This window comes from Ruminococcus sp. AM42-11, assembly GCF_003480145.1.
GTDB classification, from domain to species: domain Bacteria; phylum Bacillota; class Clostridia; order Lachnospirales; family Lachnospiraceae; genus Blautia_A; species Blautia_A faecis.
In genome coordinates this window covers 105,225-124,500 of sequence record NZ_QUIO01000006.1, presented here as the reverse complement: position 1 = coordinate 124,500, position 19,276 = coordinate 105,225, and the positions used below count along the sequence as shown (strand labels likewise).

Annotated in this window: 14 protein-coding genes, 1 tRNA gene, 1 other RNA gene, 1 pseudogene and 2 other annotated features; of the genes and pseudogenes, 15 read left to right on the top strand and 2 right to left on the bottom strand. The window is 42.8% G+C overall.

Annotation, left to right across the window (positions count from 1 at the left end; all coding sequences use genetic code 11):
• The first annotated feature begins 46 nt into the window (after nt 1–46).
• Nucleotides 47–1,003: an amidohydrolase gene (locus DW904_RS05725; RefSeq protein ID WP_118578471.1), complete on the top strand. Its 957-nt coding sequence runs from the start codon at nt 47–49 to the stop codon at nt 1,001–1,003.
• A 9-nt stretch (nt 1,004–1,012) separates the two neighbouring features.
• Here the strand turns inward: DW904_RS05725 and DW904_RS05720 are convergent, their stop codons facing one another.
• Nucleotides 1,013–1,957 carry an AEC family transporter gene (locus DW904_RS05720; RefSeq protein ID WP_118578470.1) on the bottom strand — a complete coding sequence of 315 codons (945 nt, stop codon included), beginning with the start codon at nt 1,955–1,957 and terminating at the stop codon, nt 1,013–1,015.
• A gap of 157 nt (nt 1,958–2,114) precedes the next feature.
• Here DW904_RS05720 and DW904_RS05715 point away from each other — a divergent pair, with 157 nt between their 5' ends.
• The 3 genes from DW904_RS05715 to ilvC all read left to right on the top strand — a co-directional run bounded on the left by DW904_RS05715 (nt 2,115) and on the right by ilvC (nt 5,097).
• Entirely contained in the window at nt 2,115–3,194 is a 1,080-nt protein-coding gene (locus tag DW904_RS05715; RefSeq protein ID WP_118578469.1) for a tyrosine-protein phosphatase, read from the top strand.
• Nucleotides 3,195–3,388: 194 nt separating this feature from the next.
• A complete protein-coding gene (gene ilvN, locus DW904_RS05710) occupies nt 3,389–3,886 on the top strand; it encodes an acetolactate synthase small subunit (RefSeq protein ID WP_118578468.1) in 498 nt (165 codons plus the stop codon).
• A 191-nt stretch (nt 3,887–4,077) separates the two neighbouring features.
• Nucleotides 4,078–5,097, top strand: a complete 1,020-nt coding sequence (gene ilvC, locus DW904_RS05705; RefSeq protein WP_118578467.1) for a ketol-acid reductoisomerase — start codon at nt 4,078–4,080, stop codon at nt 5,095–5,097.
• A gap of 134 nt (nt 5,098–5,231) precedes the next feature.
• Here ilvC and DW904_RS05700 read toward each other — a convergent pair whose 3' ends face one another.
• A complete protein-coding gene (locus DW904_RS05700; protein WP_118578466.1) occupies nt 5,232–6,107 on the bottom strand; it encodes a LysR family transcriptional regulator in 876 nt (291 codons plus the stop codon).
• A 266-nt stretch (nt 6,108–6,373) separates the two neighbouring features.
• Between DW904_RS05700 and leuC the strand changes: the two genes are divergently transcribed.
• The 11 genes and pseudogenes from leuC to pheS all read left to right on the top strand — a co-directional run bounded on the left by leuC (nt 6,374) and on the right by pheS (nt 19,248).
• Nucleotides 6,374–7,642 carry a 3-isopropylmalate dehydratase large subunit gene (gene leuC, locus DW904_RS05695; RefSeq protein WP_118578465.1) on the top strand — a complete coding sequence of 423 codons (1,269 nt, stop codon included), beginning with the start codon at nt 6,374–6,376 and terminating at the stop codon, nt 7,640–7,642.
• Between the two features lie 15 nt (nt 7,643–7,657).
• Nucleotides 7,658–8,146, top strand: a complete 489-nt coding sequence (leuD, locus tag DW904_RS05690; protein ID WP_118578464.1) for a 3-isopropylmalate dehydratase small subunit — start codon at nt 7,658–7,660, stop codon at nt 8,144–8,146.
• Between the two features lie 345 nt (nt 8,147–8,491).
• Nucleotides 8,492–8,565: transfer RNA gene (locus tag DW904_RS05685), tRNA-Pro, on the top strand.
• Between the two features lie 59 nt (nt 8,566–8,624).
• Nucleotides 8,625–8,893 (top strand) — a binding site (T-box leader).
• A gap of 168 nt (nt 8,894–9,061) precedes the next feature.
• Nucleotides 9,062–10,716 (top strand): annotated as a pseudogene (locus DW904_RS05680) (2-isopropylmalate synthase).
• Between the two features lie 466 nt (nt 10,717–11,182).
• Entirely contained in the window at nt 11,183–12,112 is a 930-nt protein-coding gene (locus DW904_RS05675) for a cell wall hydrolase (protein WP_118578463.1), read from the top strand.
• A 217-nt stretch (nt 12,113–12,329) separates the two neighbouring features.
• Nucleotides 12,330–13,820 (top strand): threonine synthase, encoded by a 1,491-nt coding sequence (thrC, locus tag DW904_RS05670; protein WP_118578462.1) that lies wholly within the window; start codon nt 12,330–12,332, stop codon nt 13,818–13,820.
• 74 nt (nt 13,821–13,894) lie between these two features.
• A non-coding RNA gene (ssrS, locus tag DW904_RS05665) (6S RNA) lies at nt 13,895–14,072 on the top strand.
• A gap of 21 nt (nt 14,073–14,093) precedes the next feature.
• Nucleotides 14,094–15,152, top strand: coding sequence for an aldose epimerase family protein (locus DW904_RS05660; RefSeq protein WP_118578461.1), 1,059 nt, complete (start codon nt 14,094–14,096; stop codon nt 15,150–15,152).
• 132 nt (nt 15,153–15,284) lie between these two features.
• Nucleotides 15,285–16,466: a SpoIID/LytB domain-containing protein gene (locus DW904_RS05655; protein WP_118578488.1), complete on the top strand. Its 1,182-nt coding sequence runs from the start codon at nt 15,285–15,287 to the stop codon at nt 16,464–16,466.
• A 255-nt stretch (nt 16,467–16,721) separates the two neighbouring features.
• Complete coding sequence (locus DW904_RS05650; protein WP_118578460.1) at nt 16,722–17,717, top strand: YihY/virulence factor BrkB family protein; 996 nt, start codon at nt 16,722–16,724, stop codon at nt 17,715–17,717.
• A 42-nt stretch (nt 17,718–17,759) separates the two neighbouring features.
• Nucleotides 17,760–17,978: a binding site (T-box leader), on the top strand.
• Nucleotides 17,979–18,228: 250 nt separating this feature from the next.
• A complete protein-coding gene (gene pheS / locus DW904_RS05645; protein WP_118578487.1) occupies nt 18,229–19,248 on the top strand; it encodes a phenylalanine--tRNA ligase subunit alpha in 1,020 nt (339 codons plus the stop codon).
• Nucleotides 19,249–19,276: the final 28 nt, after the last annotated feature.

The window sequence follows — 19,276 nt, the reverse complement described above, 5'->3', positions numbered from 1 at the left end:
AGCATCCCTGTCAGGATGAGGCAGCTTTTGCCGGCAAAAGAAAGTTGTGCTTCGCGCAGAGATGGATGCACTTCCTATACAGGAACAAACCGGACTGTCTTACGCATCGGAAAATGCCGGAGTCATGCATGCCTGTGGTCATGATGGCATCGTGGCTTCGGCGTTGGTGCTGGCGAGGATTCTGGCGGAAGAGGGAGAGGTTTTTCCAGTGCGGATGCGGTTTCTTTTTGAACCTGCCGAAGAAATCGGTGAAGGTGCAAAGCGAATGCTGGCAGCAGGTGCCCTTGATGGAGAACCAGATATTTTTCTCATGTTTCATTACGCAGTGGATCAGTCTTTTGGAATGGCAGTGCATGAGGGACAGGCTTCGGCTATGATCAATGGCATGGAAATCCGTGTTCATGGAAAATCCAGCCACTGGTGTGAGGCTCATAAAGGAATTGACAGTATTTATGCGGCTTCTCTGGTGGTAAAAGCCCTTCATGATCTTAATGAAACGTATAAAGGAAAAGGTCCCTGCCTGATCGGAATCGGAACCATTCATGGTGGAGAATACTCTAATATTATTACAGATCTTGTGACTCTTCGGGGAAATATCCGGGCTGCTTACGAAGAAGATTACCAGGCGCTGGATAAGCGGCTGAAGGAAACCTTGAATGAAATAGAAGCAAAGACGGGAACAAGGATCGAGTTGGAATATCCAAAGCCTGCAGTTCTGCCTTTTGCAAATGATCCGGAGCTTACCAGGATTGCGGAAACTGCAGGAAGGAAGATATTTGGAGAGCAGTTTCTTCTGGAAGGCGAGGAGCAGCTGTTTTTGTCCGGAGACAATGCCTATCGGTATTTTTTACATACAAAGGGCTTGTTCAGTGTATTTCTGGCAGGAATTCCTGATAAGGGTTATCCGCTGCATCATCCGAAATTTCAGATTGATGAGGATATTTTGCCATATAGCCTGGAGGCATTGTATGAAATACTGTCTGGCATTGACAAGGATATGTAACAGAATCCATTAAATCAATCCTAAACTTTTGCAAATGAACAGCCAGATAGTGAGAGTAAAAGCACTGAATAATGTAGTGAGCATAATGACACTGGAGGAAAAAGACCCTTCGTGCCCCATGTTTTTTGCCATGATATAACAGCTTACTGTGGTAGCAGAACCAAGCATGATCAGAATGGCAACCAGCTTGTCATGGGTAAATTCAAGTCTGACAGCAACTGGAAGAAAAATGGTGCAAAAGCCGATCAGCTTCATAAAAGTGCAGGCGATAGTTGCTTTTAATCTGGAAAAAGCTTTTCCAAAATGAAGGGCACCACCCATGGCCATCAGTCCAAGAGGTGTGGCTGTTTTTCCGAGGTTATTGACAGTACTGGAAAGGATCGTTGGAAGAGGCAGACGAAGGACAGACCAGATAAGACCTGCCAGGATTCCAAGAATAATAGGGTTGCTGGCAATTCCTTTTAAGGTTTTTAGGAGCATCTGTTTGTTCATTCCCTGATTGTCAGGCTTCATAAAAGAGAGAACCATGACTGCCATTACATTATAGAGAGGAACGCTTGCTATGATCATAAGAGGTGCCATACCGGCATCTCCATAAAGGTTCTGGATGATAGCAATGCCGAGGATTGCCGCGCTGCTGCGGTAAGAGGCCTGGACAAATTCTCCCTGTATGTCCCTTGGATTCAGCAGGAAGGAAAGACCGATAGAAATGGCAATGCTGCAAAACGTAGCGCCAAAACAAAAGAGAACAAACTTTGTATCCCAAACTTTAATAAAATCTGATTCAGCCACATTCATAAACAAAAGTGCGGGTAAGGCTGCCTTGAATACAAATTTGTTCATCTGTGCAACAAAGGAATCATCATAAAGATTAATTTTTCGAAGAAAATAACCCAGCATAAGGGTCAAAAAAATAGGAATGGTTGCATTGAGGCAAAAAATCAGATTATCCATAAAAAATTCACCTTTCTAAGTTTGTCAACATGTTGCTGTTCATTCTGTTCACAGTAACCCCGACATATCTTTTTTGATTATAAACTTTTTCCAATAATTGTCAAATTTTGTTTTCTGTGGTATCGTAAGAATGAAAGGCAACGAATGGAGGAGAAATATGAGATACGGTAAGATTCGCGTAGAAGATGGAAACCTGATCTTTTTCAGACATATGATACAGAATAATCTTCCTTGCAGAGATATTGTCTGGGCGTATATCCATCGGGAAGGCGAAAACGCAGAAGAAGCAGTGAAGCAGATGATCTCTAATTATCTGGTGATCATTACCAGGAGAAAGAAGCGATATCAGTTTGAGATGACGGAGCATGAGGCACAGGACTGCCTGCGGATTCTGAAACTTTTCAATCCGGAAATGGCTACCGGATTTCCTAAGGGCGGACGGATTACGATGCAGAGTCTTTCCAATACAAGAGATCTTGGGGCAATCGCCACAAAGGATGGGCGTCATATCCTTCCCAGAAAGCTTATTCGAAGCGGAAATCTTTATCATGCTTCTATGGCTGATCAGCATGTTTTGCAGGAGGACTGCAAGCTGAAGACCGTGATTGATCTCAGAGACCAGCTGGAACGAAATGAAAGACCGGACATTGTGGTAAAGGGAGTGGAATATTATCACATCCCCATGATCGATGAAGAGACTATCAGTGATTCTCCGAAAAGTGTTTTGGGAATACTGCAGACAAATGATATGTTGAAAAAGGTTCTGGAGTATGATGGCGATATAGAGAGTCTGATCGAGCAGCAGTATGAGAATTTTGTAAAGGATCAGTATTCAGTGAAACAATGTGCCAGATTTATGGATGTACTGCTGCATCACGAAAATGGTGCTGCTCTCTGGCACTGCAGCTTCGGAAAAGACAGAGTGGGGGTAGTGACAGCCCTTCTTCTTTGTGCTCTTGGAGTTCACAGAGATGTGATCCGGGAGGATTTTATACGTTCCAATGTGTGCCTGGCAGGAGAACTGGATTATATGCTGCGTTACCTTGAGGCAAATAGACTGGACAGTATTGCAAATGTAAATAAAGTATCAGCGCTTTTCAGGGTAAAAGAGGAATATCTGGACAGAATGTTTCGTACGATTTATGCGGAATATGGAAATGTGGAGCGTTTTTTGAGAAGAGGACTTTATCTGAACCAAAAGACAGTGACAGACCTGCAGAGTAAATATCTGATATAAAATATTTACGTAAAATATAGATACTTCATACTGTGTAAATATGTTAATAGTGAAATGAAAGTGTGTTATATGAATAAAAATGCTTTAATGCTATAAAACATTAAAACTTTTTTGAAGTGTAGCATTGACAAAATAAATTATGTTGTTATAATGATAACCATATCAATCTGAAGCACGAAAGCAGGATTATATTTATGCAAAATAAGATTTTATCTTTACTAGTTGACAACACGTCAGGTGTACTCAGCCGGATCGCCGGAATGTTCAGCCGTCGTGGTTATAATATTGACAGTATCACTGCCGGAGTTACAGCGGATGTGAATTATACTCGCATTACAGTAGTGTGCAGCGGAGATGACGCAATTCTTGATCAGATTGTGAAACAGCTTGCGAAGCTTGTTGATGTAAGGGATATCAAAGTCCTGGATCCATCTGACAGCGTAGTTCGTGAGACTGTTCTTGTGAAGGTTGCAGCCGCACCGGAGCAGAGACAGGGAATTGTTTCCATTGCGGATATTTTCCGTGCCAAGGTTGTAGATGTGAGCAAGGATTCTCTCATTGTAGAAATGACAGGCAGCAAGACCAAGCTGGAGGCATTTATTAATCTTATGGGAGATTACGAGATTCTGGAACTGGCACGTGCCGGTGTTATGGGTCTTGAGAGAGGCTCTCATGGGGTGAAATTTTTGTAATTGCGGAAGCGCTGATCAGGCAGATGCCGCAAGAGGCAATCCGCCACAGGCGGAGAATTCTGAAGGCAGGATTATTTATTTGGTTTGCTAAGGGGCGTATTTCTGGAATGAATAATCATACACAGGATATGCATATATATTCCCTTAACGATATATATTTTTAAGTTTTAACACAGTAGGAGGAAACGAAAATGTCAGCAAGAATTTTTTACCAGGAAGATTGTAATCTCTCTTTATTAGATGGAAAAACAATCGCAATTATCGGTTACGGCAGCCAGGGACATGCTCACGCACTGAACCTGAAGGAGTCCGGATGTGACGTCATTATCGGTCTTTATGAAGGCAGCAGATCCTGGAAGAGAGCTGAAGAGCAGGGATTTAAAGTATATACAGCAGCTGAGGCTGCAAAGAAGGCTGATATCATCATGATTCTGATCAATGATGAGAAACAGGCTGATATGTATAAGAAAGATATCGAGCCAAACCTTGAGGAAGGCAATATGCTTATGTTTGCTCATGGTTTCAACATTCATTTCGGATGTATTGTTCCGCCAAAGAATGTAGATGTTACCATGATTGCTCCAAAAGCACCAGGACATACAGTAAGAAGCGAGTATCAGGCTGGCAAAGGAACTCCTTGTCTGGTAGCTGTTGAGCAGGATTACACAGGAAAAGCACTTGACAAAGCACTTGCATACGGACTTGCTATTGGTGGTGCAAGAGCAGGACTTCTTGAGACTACATTCCGTACAGAGACAGAGACAGACCTTTTTGGAGAGCAGGCAGTACTTTGCGGTGGTGTTTGTGCACTTATGCAGGCTGGTTTCGAGACTCTTTGCGAGGCTGGTTATGACCCAAGAAATGCATACTTCGAGTGTATTCACGAAATGAAGCTGATCGTAGACCTGATTTATCAGTCAGGCTTCGCTGGAATGAGATATTCCATCTCCAACACAGCTGAGTACGGTGACTACATCACAGGACCGAAGATCATTACAGAAGATACAAAGAAAGCAATGAAGAAAATCCTTTCCGATATCCAGGATGGTACTTTCGCAAAAGACTTCCTGCTTGATATGAGCCCAGCTGGACGTCAGGTTCATTTCAAAGCTATGAGAAAGAAAGCTTCTGAGCATCCATCTGAGAAAGTTGGCGAAGAAATCCGTAAACTCTACAGCTGGAACGGCGAAGATAAGCTTATTAATAACTAAGCAAAAAAATCCGGGGAAACCCGGATTTTTTTTGCGCTACTTCGGTGCAGCGAAGCGGAGCCGAAGGGACCCGTAAAAATCCGGGGAAACCCGGATTTTTTTGCGCTACTTCGGTGTAGCGAAGCGGAATTTCTCTAGATTTCTGCCAGTTGTGTCAGAAGCTTCTGATTTTCGCTCCCTTTCTTGCATACAAATCCGATTTCCCTTGATGGGAAAGTCAGCCCCAGAGGCGCTTCCACAAGTATTTCTTTATTAAGATCATTTTGCACAAATTCTTTGATCACACAGGCAATTCCCAAGCCTACCTGCGCAAACTGGATTAAAAGATCCATGGAGCTGACTTCCAGAATGTGACCAAGCTGCATCTGGTGCTCATGAAGCATGGTATTGACGGACTGTCTGGTTATATTCTGTTCGTCAAGAAGCATGAAAGTAGCAGTGTGCTGAAGGGGTTCTGATGGAAAAAGCTGGTGCTGATTCTCCAGGTATTGATGTGTAGCGACAAAGGTATCCTGGATCTGCAGCAGAGGCAAAAATTCGTATCCGGATAGCTTCTGCGGTCGTCCGATCAGGCCGATGTCTATTTTGTCTTCTTCAAGAAGTTTCAGGGTCTGGTAGGTGGACTGGCAGGAGATTGTAATACGGATTTGCGGATTGGCAGCTATGAAATCTTTCAGCCTGGGCATAAGTACATATTTGCATAAAGTGGTGCTGGCACCGATGCGCAGCCTGGGAATCTCTCTGGAGCGATTGTGAAGAATGGAATCTTCTCCTTCGGAAAGAAGGTCGAAGGCTCCTTTTGCTTTTTCATATAGAATCTGACCGTCAGGAGTGAGTGTTACGCCTCGGGAACTGCGCTTGAAAAGAGTGGTGTCCAGATTGCTTTCCAGCTTCTTAATGGCGCGGCTGATGGCAGGCTGGCTGATGTACAGCTCCTTAGCAGCAGTTGAGATATTGCCAGTGCGGCTGACTGTGTAAAATATATGATAAAGAGACAGATTTTCCTGCATAAATTCCTCCTGAATATATAACAATATTGCTTACCCTTGTCCATGACAACATATCTTACAATGTACAAAAATCACGCATTCGAATGATTTTTCGCCAAGTTTCTCAGGTTTTTGTGAACTACGCTCAAAATAATACCTTACAGAATAGCACCAGTAAACAGTGATATATAACTACAAATTATAATAACTATGATTAATATGTATTTTTATTATAACAGAAAGTGTGCTAAAATATCAACATACAATGAATCAGGAGGAATACTAAAATGGGAATGACAATGACTCAGAAGATCCTGGCAGCGCATGCAGGTCTGGATCATGTAGAAGCAGGACAGCTTATAGAGGCACAGCTTGACCTTGTTCTTGGAAACGATATCACTTCTCCGGTAGCTATCCATGAGATGGATAAGATGACGGTAGATACCGTATTTGACAAAGATAAAATTGCACTGGTAATGGATCACTTTATTCCGAATAAGGATATTAAGTCTGCTGAGCACTGTAAATGTGTTCGTGAATTTGCCTGTCGCCACGATATCACCAATTATTTTGATGTAGGACAGATGGGAATTGAGCATGCGCTCCTTCCGGAAAAAGGTCTTACAGTTGCAGGCGATGTGATTATCGGAGCTGATTCACACACCTGTACATATGGAGCTCTTGGAGCTTTTTCCACTGGTGTCGGAAGCACTGATATGGCAGCTGGCATGGCTACAGGAAAAGCATGGTTTAAGGTACCGTCTGCCATTAAATTTAACATCGTTGGCAAACCGAAAAAATGGGTAAGCGGTAAGGATGTGATCTTACATATCATTGGAATGATCGGCGTGGACGGAGCTCTTTATAAATCTATGGAGTTCGTGGGAGAGGGAATTAAAAACCTGTCTATGGACGACCGTTTTACTATTGCTAATATGGCAATTGAGGCTGGCGGAAAGAATGGAATTTTCCCGGTTGATGATCTTGCAATCGAATATATGAAAGAGCATTCCAAGCGCCCGTATACAGCATACGAGGCTGATGAGGATGCTGTTTATGAAGCTGAGTACACAATTGATCTTAGCACATTGGAACCAACCGTTGCGTTCCCTCATTTACCAGAGAACACTAAGACCATTTCTGAGATTGGAGAGCCGGTTGTTGTAGACCAGTCTGTAATCGGATCCTGTACGAATGGCCGTATTGACGACCTTCGTGTTGCAGCTCAGATTCTGAAGGGACGCAAGGTTAAGAAAGGGCTTCGCTGTATTGTGATTCCTGCGACTCAGGCAATTTATCTGCAGGCAATGGAAGAGGGGCTTCTTAAGATTTTCATTGAGGCTGGAGCAGTTGTAAGTACACCTACCTGTGGACCGTGCCTTGGTGGATACATGGGTATTCTGGCCGCTGGTGAGCGCTGCATTTCTACTACTAACCGCAACTTTGTAGGACGTATGGGACATGTGGAGTCTGAAGTTTACCTGGCAAGCCCGGCAGTAGCTGCAGCAAGTGCAGTAACCGGTTATATTTGTGCACCGGAAGAATTAGGATTATAAGGAGGAGTACTTATCATGCAGGCAAAAGGCAGAGCTTTTAAATATGGAGATAATGTTGATACAGATGTTATTATTCCGGCACGTTATCTGAATTCTTCAGACCCGGCAGAACTGGCAACTCATTGCATGGAGGATATTGATAATACTTTTGTAAAAAGAGTACAGAAGGGTGATATTATTGTAGCAACTAAGAATTTTGGCTGCGGTTCTTCCCGTGAACATGCGCCGATCGCTATTAAGGCAGCTGGTGTCAGCTGTGTTATCGCAGAGACATTTGCCAGAATTTTTTACAGAAATGCAATCAACATTGGACTTCCGATCATTGAGTGCCCGGAAGCAAGCAAGGGCATTGATGAGGGGGATGAGGTAGAGGTGGATTTTGATTCTGGCATGATCTACAATCGCACCAAAGGAACTGAATTTAAGGGGCAGGCCTTCCCGGAATTTATGCAGAAGATCATTAAGGCGGAAGGACTTGTTAATTATATTAATGCACAGCATTAATATAATTGTTAACAGGCAAAGTAAAATATCCTGTTAAAGAGCAAATCGCCCAATCAATAGAAATTTGTCCAAGCATAAAAACTGACCTTGATGGACTGGGAAAACCAGCTGTCAAGGTCTTTTGGTATATGGGAGAAATATGGACGAAAACTTTGATTTCTGTGATTTTTCTCAATAAAATTGCAGTTTTACCTACGTTCAAGGTTCTTTCATAATTGGATAGGGGCGTTATACATGGGTTACCCGTCTGCTCCGTTCACAGTAACACTTACAGACGATTTTAATTTGTTTTTTGAAAAAACTGTTGATTTTTATTATAACATTTGATACAATATCAACTGTTCGCGGGGTATGGCGTAGCTTGGTAGCGCGCACGGCTGGGGGCCGTGAGGTCGCAGGTTCAAATCCTGTTGCCCCGATTAGTCATTGACAAGTGACTTGAAAAATGTTAAGGTAATAACCACAAAGAACATATAAGAGAAATGCTTTGATAAGGAGTAGTACACAGGTACCGGAGCGCAGAGAGTCATCGGGTGGTGTGAGATGACGGAAGGAAACTGTAGAACTCGCCTTGGAGCAGCTGTCTGAAATTACTTCGAATGATTAGAAGAAGCGAGAGTAGACACAGCCGGATTCCACCGTTACAGGGAAAGGATATAAGGAGTAATCCCGTATCCGATAAGTGTATGGATTCTATTCATGAAATAAGAGTGGTACCGCGTAAGATGTATGTCTTCCGTCTCTTGCACCTGTATGTGTGCAGAGCTGGAGGACTTTTTTTATGTGATAGTAATTCCATTGGAATTTAATACCACATAAAGCTGCTTTATCAGACTGAGCTCTGACCCAGCAGACAAAGAATCCTTCCGTCACAGAAAAGAGAAAAATTAAATTTACAATATGGAGGAATAAAAAATGATGAATGTAAGCAAATACAAAAAACAGTATTATCTTCCACCAGAAATCTGTATGGACTGGGCAAAAAAGGACTATATTGACAAGGCACCTGCATGGTGTTCTGTAGACCTCGTGACGGAAACCAGGCACTTGTCATCCCAATGAGCCTGGAACAGAAGGTTGAGTTTTTCAAACTTCTTGTACAGATTGGGTTTAAAGAGATTGAAGTAGGATTTCCAGCTGCTTCCGAGACAGAGTATACGTTCCTTCGTACCCTGATCGATCGCAAACTGATTCCTGAAGATGTTACGATCCAGGTACTGACTCAGGCAAGAGAGCATATTATCCGTAAAACCTTTGAAGCCGTAAAAGGTGCGCCTAAAGCTATTGTTCACGTATACAATTCCACATCTGTTGCACAGCGTGAACAGGTATTTAAGAAATCCAAAGAAGAGATTTTAAAGATTGCCGTAGAAGGTGCGAAATTATTAAAAGAACTGGCTGAACAGACAGAAGGAAACTTCCAGTTCGAGTATAGCCCGGAGAGCTTTACAGGAACTGAGCCGGAATATGCCCTTGAGGTCTGCAATGCAGTTATCGATGTATGGCAGCCAACTCCGGACAATAAATGTATCATCAACCTTCCGGTAACAGTGGAGCATTCCATGCCGCATGTATATGCGAGTCAGGTTGAATATATGTGCAAACATATGCTTCGCCGTGAAAATGTAATCGTTTCCTTACATCCTCACAATGACAGAGGTTGTGGTGTGGCAGATTCTGAAATGGGAATTCTTGCCGGAGCAGACCGTATCGAGGGAACTCTTTTTGGAAACGGAGAGCGTACTGGTAATGTTGATATTGTAACACTTGGAATGAACATGTATTCCCAGGGAGTAGATCCGAAGCTTGACTTCTCCGATATGCCTCACATCTGCGAGGTGTATGAGCGTTGCACGGGAATGACAGTTGGAGAGAGAAGTCCATACAGTGGAGCACTTGTTTTTGCAGCATTTTCTGGTTCCCATCAGGATGCAATTGCCAAAGGTATGCGCTGGATCGAGGAAAAAGATCCGAACCGCTGGACAGTTCCGTATCTGCCAATTGATCCCACAGATGTTGGACGTAATTATGATGCAGATGTTATCCGTATCAACAGCCAGTCTGGCAAAGGCGGCGTAGGCTACATTCTGGAAACAAAATACGGTCTGAACCTTCCGCCAAAAATGCGTGAGGCAATGGGTTACGCAGCCAAGGGTGTTTCTGATCACCTTCATAAAGAGCTTCATCCAGATGAAATCTTTGATCTGTTCAAAAAGACTTTTGAGAATGTGGGACAGCCGTACAGCATTAATGAAGTGCACTTCCAGCAGACGAGCGAGGGAATTACAACTAAGGTAACCTCCACATTTAATGGAAAAACAATTAGCACAGAGGCTGTGGGAAATGGACGTCTTGACGCAGTGAGCAATGCCCTGAAGAAAGCATACGAATTGAAGTATTCTCTGGAAGTATACCAGGAACATGCGTTAGAGCGCAGCTCCAGTTCCAAGGCTATAGCATATGTTGGAATCAAGAAACCTGACGGAACTATGGCGTGGGGAGCAGGCGTAGACCCGGATATTATCCGTGCTTCCATTGATGCACTTGTAACAGCAATTAATAACCGCTGAGAGATTTGTTTAAACCTTATTTATAATAAGAAGCATATTTGATAACAAAAAGACAAACCACCGCAAATCAGTTCATAAAAAAGACTGTGCGGTGGTTTGCTGCTTTGAAAGGTAACGGCGCTTTTTGTCAGAATTCGGCGATAAAAAAGGTTTGACGAACAGAAAAAGAAAAGCTATAATAAAATCCATAAGAAGGGGAGAAATAACCATACCTAAGAATAAAAGGGGACAAATAGAAACAGGGTAAATTTATCAAAAATATTACATGATTTTTGAATGAATCATCCTATTTCTTTCTTGTTGCCTTTCTTTTTTTACCTGTTTTTAGAGAAAAAAGCTATAGAAAGCAAAAAAAACTTGACATTTTGGAATTTATTAAATATAATTTTCCTATAAATTACAGAAATGTTACAGAATAAATAATAAAAGAAATCAAAACATAACAGAAGTGCAAGGAAAGAAGAATATGAAATTAAAAAGAAGTTTACAACATGTAACAACTTGCAAGAGCGATGCCCAGAAAAAAAAGAATGGAAATGCTCTTGTACATAATTTTGTAGCTCTTAGCGCCTGCGCCACGTTGGCAATGATTTTGGCAGTTGGAACGAAGGTGGCAGAGTTTGGTCCACGGAGCCAGGTATATGCAGCTTCGGACAAAGAGAACAGATCCGCGGATGCCTGGACTGACCTTGGAAGTGTAGAGTATGATCTGCCTACCGGAATTGCCGGTATGGTAACCAGTGTTGCAGATACTCCTTCAGCAGGAACATCTGTAACAAGAATTGGAACTTCATGCGAGAGAGTCATGGTAGGCCAGCGCGTGAAGCAGATAAAAGGAAACGTGGATGAGCTGAATGTAGGGGACTCTATGGCTGATACAGTTGCGAGCCTTGATGCAGCTGCAGTATCCATGTCTGCAAATCCGAAGATCATGTCGGACGCAGATTATGATAACCTGCTTCATATAGTAGAGGCAGAGGCGGGCACAGAGGACATTAAAGGTCGTGTACTGATCGCAAATGTAATTATGAACCGCCTTTCCCATGAGGAATTTCCAGATACCATTACAGGTGTTATTCTGGATCAGAGAAATGGAATTCCTCAGTTTTCACCTGTTTACGATGGTAAGTTTTATGAAGTAACGGTAACAGATGAGACCAGGGAAGCTGTGAAACAGGCATTAGAGGGAACTGACTATTCAGAAGGAGCTCTGTTCTTTGTTCAGCGTTCTGCTGCGGACAAAAAGAACGTGTCCTGGTTTGATAAGGATTTAAAAAAATTATTTAAATATGGTGTTCACGAGTTTTACACCTACCCGGATGAAGCTAAGTCACAGAACACTGAGAATGAAACCTCAGAAGATGACACAAATGTTGTTCAGATGGTGAAAAAATAATATTTTAATAACAGTAACATTCTGTAATAAAGAGATATAAGCCGCCAGGAAATTACAATTCCAGGTGGCTTTTTCAAATTGGGTGTTGATTTAGCACGGTGAAGTATGTATAATACCTGTAAAGTTAAAATATGATAACAAAGAGAGGATGACTGTCGGAAGGTTACAGATTCCGGAATGTGTACCTCATAACAATAGCGAAAGGCAGGAATAACAAATGCAGGTAATGTACCAGAGCACCAGAGGAAAAGGAGAACCGGTAACCGCTTCCCAGGCTATTTTAAAGGGACTTTCTGAAGATGGAGGACTGTTTGTACCAACACAGATTCCGGCACTTGATGTTTCTATGGATGAACTTTCCAGAATGACTTATCAGGAAACTGCTTATCAGGTAATGAGCCGCCTTCTTACTGACTTTACAGAAGAAGAGTTGCGCACTTGTATCAACCGAGCATATGACAAGAAGTTTGACACAGATGTGATCGCACCTCTTAAGGAAGCTGACGGGGCATATTATCTGGAACTTTTCCATGGTCCTACAATTGCATTTAAAGACATGGCACTTTCCATTTTGCCATATCTTATGACGACTGCAGCAAGAAAGAATAATGTAAAAAATGAAATCGTTATCCTGACTGCGACCTCCGGAGATACTGGAAAAGCAGCACTTGCAGGTTTTGCCGATGTTCCGGGAACCAGGATTATTGTATTCTATCCGAAACATGGCGTAAGCCCGATCCAGGAGAAGCAGATGGTAACCCAGAAAGGTGCCAATACTTACGTTGTGGGTATCACAGGTAATTTTGACGATGCCCAGACAGCTGTAAAGAAAATGTTCAATGATAAAGAACTGGCAGCAGAGCTTTCCCAGGCTGGATTCCAATTCTCTTCTGCAAACTCCATTAACATTGGACGTCTTGTTCCCCAGATCGTTTATTATGTATATGCATATGCTGCGCTGGTGCGCCAGAACAAGATCGAAGCCGGACAGGAGATCAATATAGTAGTTCCTACAGGAAATTTTGGAAACATTCTGGCAGCATTTTATGCAAAACAGATGGGACTTCCGGTGAACAAGCTGATTTGTGCTTCTAATGAGAACAAGGTTCTGTTTGATTTCTTCTCCACAGGTACATACAATAGAAAGAGAGATTTTATCCTTACCAGTTCTCCATCTATGGATATTTTGATTTCCAGCAATCTGGAGCGCCTGATCTATCGCATTACAGGCGGAAATCCTGAGGAGTGTGCAAAACTTATGGAAAATCTTTCCAAGGGTGGTGAATACACTATTACACCTGAGATGAAAGCCCAGCTGAAGGATTTCTATGGAAACTACTGCTCCGAAGAAGAGACGAAGGAAGCTATCCGCGAAGTATATAAGACAAGTGATTATGTGATTGATACACATACTGCAGTTGCTGCTGGCGTATACAAAAAATATGTGAAAGATACCGGAGATAAGATTCCGGCAGTTATTGCTTCTACAGCAAGTCCATACAAGTTTACCAGAAGTGTTATGGATGCAATCTCCGAGGGACATGAGAATCTGGATGATTTCGGGCTTGCAGACGCACTTGAGAAGCTTTCCGGGGTGGCAGTTCCGAAGGCAGTCAACGATATCCGTACTGCACCAGTACTTCATGACCGGGTAGTTGATGCAGAAGATATGCCTGCAACTGTGAAAGAGATTCTAAAAATCAGTTAAAAATCAGTAAAAAGAATTTGTGCATTTTCTGTTGAAAAACAGTATATACTAGAGTATAATTATTTTTAGAAAAATGAATCCTGGGATGTGCGAGGCCCCTTTTATTTTTGAACCTACATTGACATCAAGGGAATCCAATATCGCAGTGCGGATGTCAGACCTCTCGTTGTGGTAGGCAGAAGTCCTGTTGAGGATACCCACCTAGCGGTTAGCTAGGCGTCAAAAGAAAGGGAACGGCATTCTGGGATTTTTTAGAACAGGGAGGCAGGTAATATGGGTGTTACAGCAAAGAAATTTGGAAACTTAACCTCTGGGGAAGAGATTACTTTATACCATTTGGAGAATAAATCCGGTGCATATGCAGAAGTGATGGATTACGGTGCCATTCTTGTGAAGCTTTGCGTTCCGGACAAAGATGGGGAGCTTACAGATGTAGTGCTTGGTTATGACGATGTTCAGCAGTACGAAGTAAATGGCTGCTTCTTTGGTGCGATCATAGGAAGAAGCGGAAACCGTATCGCAGGTGCCAGATTTTCCCTTTATGGACAGGAATACCAGCTTGACAAGAATGAGAATGACAATAATCTTCACAGCGGCCCCAATGGCTTCGAGAAGAAGATTTGGACTGTTAAGAATACAGATTCTGACAAAAATGCCATTACTTTTTCCAGAATCAGCCCGGATGGCGAGAATGGATTCCCGGGAGAATTCCAGGTGTCTGTTACATATGAATTTACAGAGGACAATACCCTGCAGATTTACTATAGCGGAATCAGTGACAAGGCGACACTGGCAAATATGACCAACCATTCCTACTTCAACCTTACAGGGGAGGGAAGCGGCAAGGTTCTTGATACATATCTTACGATCCATGCCAGAGATTATAATCCGGTGGATGAGTTCTCTATTCCTACAGGCGAATATGCAGCAGTAGAGGGTACTCCTATGGATTTTAATAAGGCGAAAAAGATTGGCCAGGAAATCGAGGCAGACTTCCAGCAGCTGAAGTACACTGGCGGATATGACCACAATTATGTGACTGACAATTACGCGAAAGGCAGTCGGAGAACGGTTGCAGTTGCTTACAATGAGACCTCTGGTATTACGATGGATGTGATTTCGGATTGTCCATGTGTGCAGTTCTATGCCGGTAATTTTGTTATTGATGAGAAGGGTAAGAATGGACATGTTTACAACAAGCGTGAAGGCTTCTGCCTTGAGACACAGGTTGAACCAAATGCAGTAAATGTGGAAGCATTCCATTCACCAGTACTTGAAGCTGGTGAGAAGTATCAGTCTTTTACTGCATATAAATTTGACGTAAGAAAATAATTACAATACAGATATTTTTGTCTGGTTTTCTTCATATACTTTTGTATGAAGAAGACCAGATTTTTTTATGGATTGAATTATTTTCTGATTGTACTGCTGGGCTGGCTGCTTTTGTTTGGAAAAGCCGCAGAAATGAACAAGAGGAGTGAAGAAAGTGCCAAAAGGGAGCAGAAAGAAAAGAAAAAGGAAACCGACGAAAACAAGGTGCAACAACGAGAGCCTTCCATTCGCGTTCTGCTCACAGACTCGTCCTGGCAATCCTGTTATCACCAGTCAGTAACCATAGAACAAAAAGGAAAAGAACATACCTACACCCCGGATTCACGGGAACTCCAGAATGATAGTCTGCTTCTGGACGGGGGAACTGATGGCATTGCGATTCCCTCTATTGAAAGAGCTCAGAATCCTCCTGTTTATTATGGAACTCTGGAAATTAAAAAGACAGCGCAGGGGCTGCTGATTATTAATGAATTGTCCCTGGAAGCTTATCTGGAAGCTGTAGTCCCAAGTGAAATGCCTGCATCCTATGAAGAACAGGCATTGATGGCCCAGGCAGTATGTGCCAGAACCTATGCAGTTTGCCAGATACAGGAAAACAGTCTGGAAAAATATGGGGCGGATGTAGATGACAGCGTGAATTATCAGGTTTACAACAATTTTGGGGCAGATAAAAGAACAAATAAAGCAGTACAGGATACAAAAGGTCAGATCCTATGCCAGAATGGAGAACCGATCACGGCTTATTATTTTTCTACATCAGCAGGCAGGACAAGCACAGATGAGATATGGGGAGCAGACAGGTCAGCAGCTTATCTGAAAAGTGTAGAATGTGATTTTGACCAGAATATGCCATGGAGCAGCTGGAGCGTGGAAATTCCCTGGGAAACTTTGGAGAAACGATCGGGAAATCTGGAAGGCAGTGGGAAATTTATAGGACTTCAGGTTATTAAAAAGAATATCAGTGGTGCAGTTACGGGAATGGAGATTGTGACGGAAAATAAAAGTATACAGCTGGAAGGCGAATATGAAATACGGCAATTTCTTTCCCCGGCAGGGTGTTTGATTACAGAAAAAGATGGAAGTATTGTGAACGGCAGTAATCTTCTGCCAAGTGCCTATTTTGAACTGAACGTGAAATCCGGTAAGGCAGTACAGATTCAGGGGAAAGGGTATGGCCACGGTGTGGGAATGAGCCAGAACGGGGCAAATGAAATGGCCAGGGAAGGCTATGGCTGGCAGGAAATCCTAAATTATTTTTTTAAGGATATTACGTTGGAAGTGGTGGGGAATAACCTGTCAAAGCGGGAAACATGACATTTTGCAAGGTATTTTTGTGAACAAAGTTCACAGAAAACCCGAGAATTAAGTTTGCGCAGCAAACGCTGCTGTTTGTGCTTGTCACAGGAAGGTTCGTCTTTTTGTGCATCGCGAAGCGTTTACTGATTATGGAGTGAACAGTAATTGTTGCTGTGAACGGAAAGAACAGTAACACCAGGAAAAAGTAGACAGAAAGCATGTTTCGTGATATGATACAAAAAATGATTACGAAAATGTAACAGGAGCAATCATATGGATAAGAAGAAAGAAAAACAGAGCGTTCTCCAGCTTCTGTTCGGTTTTATGGACAGGGCAAATGGAGACCATGTGGGAGCTTATGCGGCACAGGCAGCATATTTCCTGATTATGTCTTTTATTCCGTTTATTCTGTTTCTCACGACTATAATTCGATATACACCTTTAACATACAATATGGTCAGCGAAACCATCCGGGCATTTGTGCCCCACAATATACAGAATTTTGTGCTTACCATTGTATCAGAAGTATATGGCAGAAGCACGGCGGTAGTTCCGATTTCTGCTATCATGGCATTGTGGTCTGCAGGAAAAGCCATGCAATCCCTTACGAACGGACTGAATAGCATTTATCACGTCCATGAGACCCGTAACTGGCTGATTACCAGAATGTATGCAGTTGTTTATACATTTCTGTTCAGCATTGCAATTATTGCAAGTCTTCTGCTTCTGGTTCTTGGAAATCAGATTCAGATTATGGCAGGAAAGTACGTTCCATTCCTTGGGAGAATTATCGGAAAGATCATTGGAGCCAGGACGGCGCTTGTATTTGCCGGACTGTTTCTGATCTTTCTGATTTTGTATAAAATGCTTCCAAACCGTAAAGCTACTTTTAAAAGTCAGGTGCCGGGAGCTCTTCTGATTGCAGCAGGGTGGTCCCTGTTTTCCTATTTCTTTTCTATTTATTTTGACATGTTTCCAGGCTTCAGTAATATGTATGGAAGCCTGACTGCGTTGATCATGGTGATGCTGTGGCTGTATATCTGTATGAATCTGCTGCTGTATGGAGCAGAGATCAACGCTTATTTTGAAAAACAGTTCAGAATGGCCCAGGCATCCATGAGGGAAATGCTCAGCCGCGAGCGCGATGAGGCGGAAAAAGAGCTTAATAAAGAGAAGAAAAAATATCTGGAAAAAGAGAATGGAAGAAAGAAAAAGACTGAGATGAAAGCTTCAGCTGAGAAAAAGAAGGAAGAGCAACAGACAAATTAACCTCTTGACAGATTCACTCTGATGTGGCATAGTTATAAAAGAGAAAAAGCCAGGAAGGTGTTTTTAGGAAATTATTTTCTTTCAGAGAGAGGAAGCCACCGGCTGTAAGCTTCCTTAAGTTCAGATAGTTTCTGAGTTTCGCACCGGAGCCGCGTTTCTGAAATTTCAGTAGGAAGCGACGTGAAGCTGCGCGTTAAGCGGCGGGAGAGCCTGTATATACAGGAATCAGGGTGGTACCGCGGAATATGCTTCGTCCCTTTTGTTGGGGACGGAGCTTTTTTATTTTCACGAGCAAGAGTCAAAGTCCACGCTTGGGTGAGAACTTGGTGACTGCCGCGAAAATGTAGGAAATACGCAAAGCGGGTTTTTCGCATTGTAAAGTCCTTGGAGCGCGAGCGCTGAACAATCCGCTTTACGAAAGAAAAAATCTGCTATGTAGATATTTTCTTACCTTCCTTCCCCCCCCCTCATCTGGCAGATTATAAAAATAAAGGAGAAATGAACCATGGATATGAAAGAAAGACTTCAGGAACTGGCTGAGAACGCCAGAGTACGGATTGAAGAATCCGAAGGCCTGGATAAATTAAATGATGTGCGTGTGGCATATCTTGGAAAAAAGGGAGAGCTTACCGCAATCTTAAAAGGAATGAAAGACGTTTCCCCGGAGGAGAGACCGAAGGTTGGCCAGCTTGTAAACGAGACCAGAGCTAAGATCGAAGGTCTTCTTGAAGAGTCCAGACAGAAACTGGAAGAAGCAGTCAGAGAAGAGAAGATGAAAGCAGAAGTAATCGATGTTACCCTACCTGCAAAGAAATCCAGAATCGGTCATCGTCATCCCAACAGCATTGCGCTGGAAGAGGTTGAGCGCATTTTTATTGGAATGGGCTATGAAGTTGTAGAAGGTCCGGAAGTTGAATATGCAGATTACAACTTTACCAAGCTGAATATTCCGGAGAATCATCCGGCAAGAGACGAGCAGGATACTTTCTTTATCAATAATTCCATACTTCTTCGTTCCCAGACATCTCCGGTTCAGGCACGTGCCATGGAAAAAGGCAAACTGCCGATTCGTATGATCGCACCTGGAAGAGTATTCCGTTCTGATGAAGTAGATGCAACTCATTCTCCATCCTTCCATCAGATCGAAGGCCTTGTAATAGATAAGAATATTACGTTCGCAGACCTGAAAGGAACTCTTGAAGTATTTGCAAAAGAACTTTTCGGACCGGAAACCAAAACAAAATTCAGACCACATCACTTCCCGTTTACAGAGCCAAGTGCAGAGGTTGATGTTTCCTGCTTCAAATGTGGCGGAAAAGGCTGTCGTTTCTGTAAAGGATCCGGCTGGATCGAAATCCTTGGCTGTGGAACAGTTCATCCCAATGTACTTCGCATGTGTGGAATCGATCCGGAAGAGTACACTGGTTTTGCATTTGGCGTAGGTCTTGAGCGTATTGCGCTTCTGAAATATGAGATTGATGATATGCGTCTGCTTTATGAAAACGATGTCCGTTTCCTGAAACAGTTCTGATTTCTGGGCGTCGCGAAGCGTGTAACTG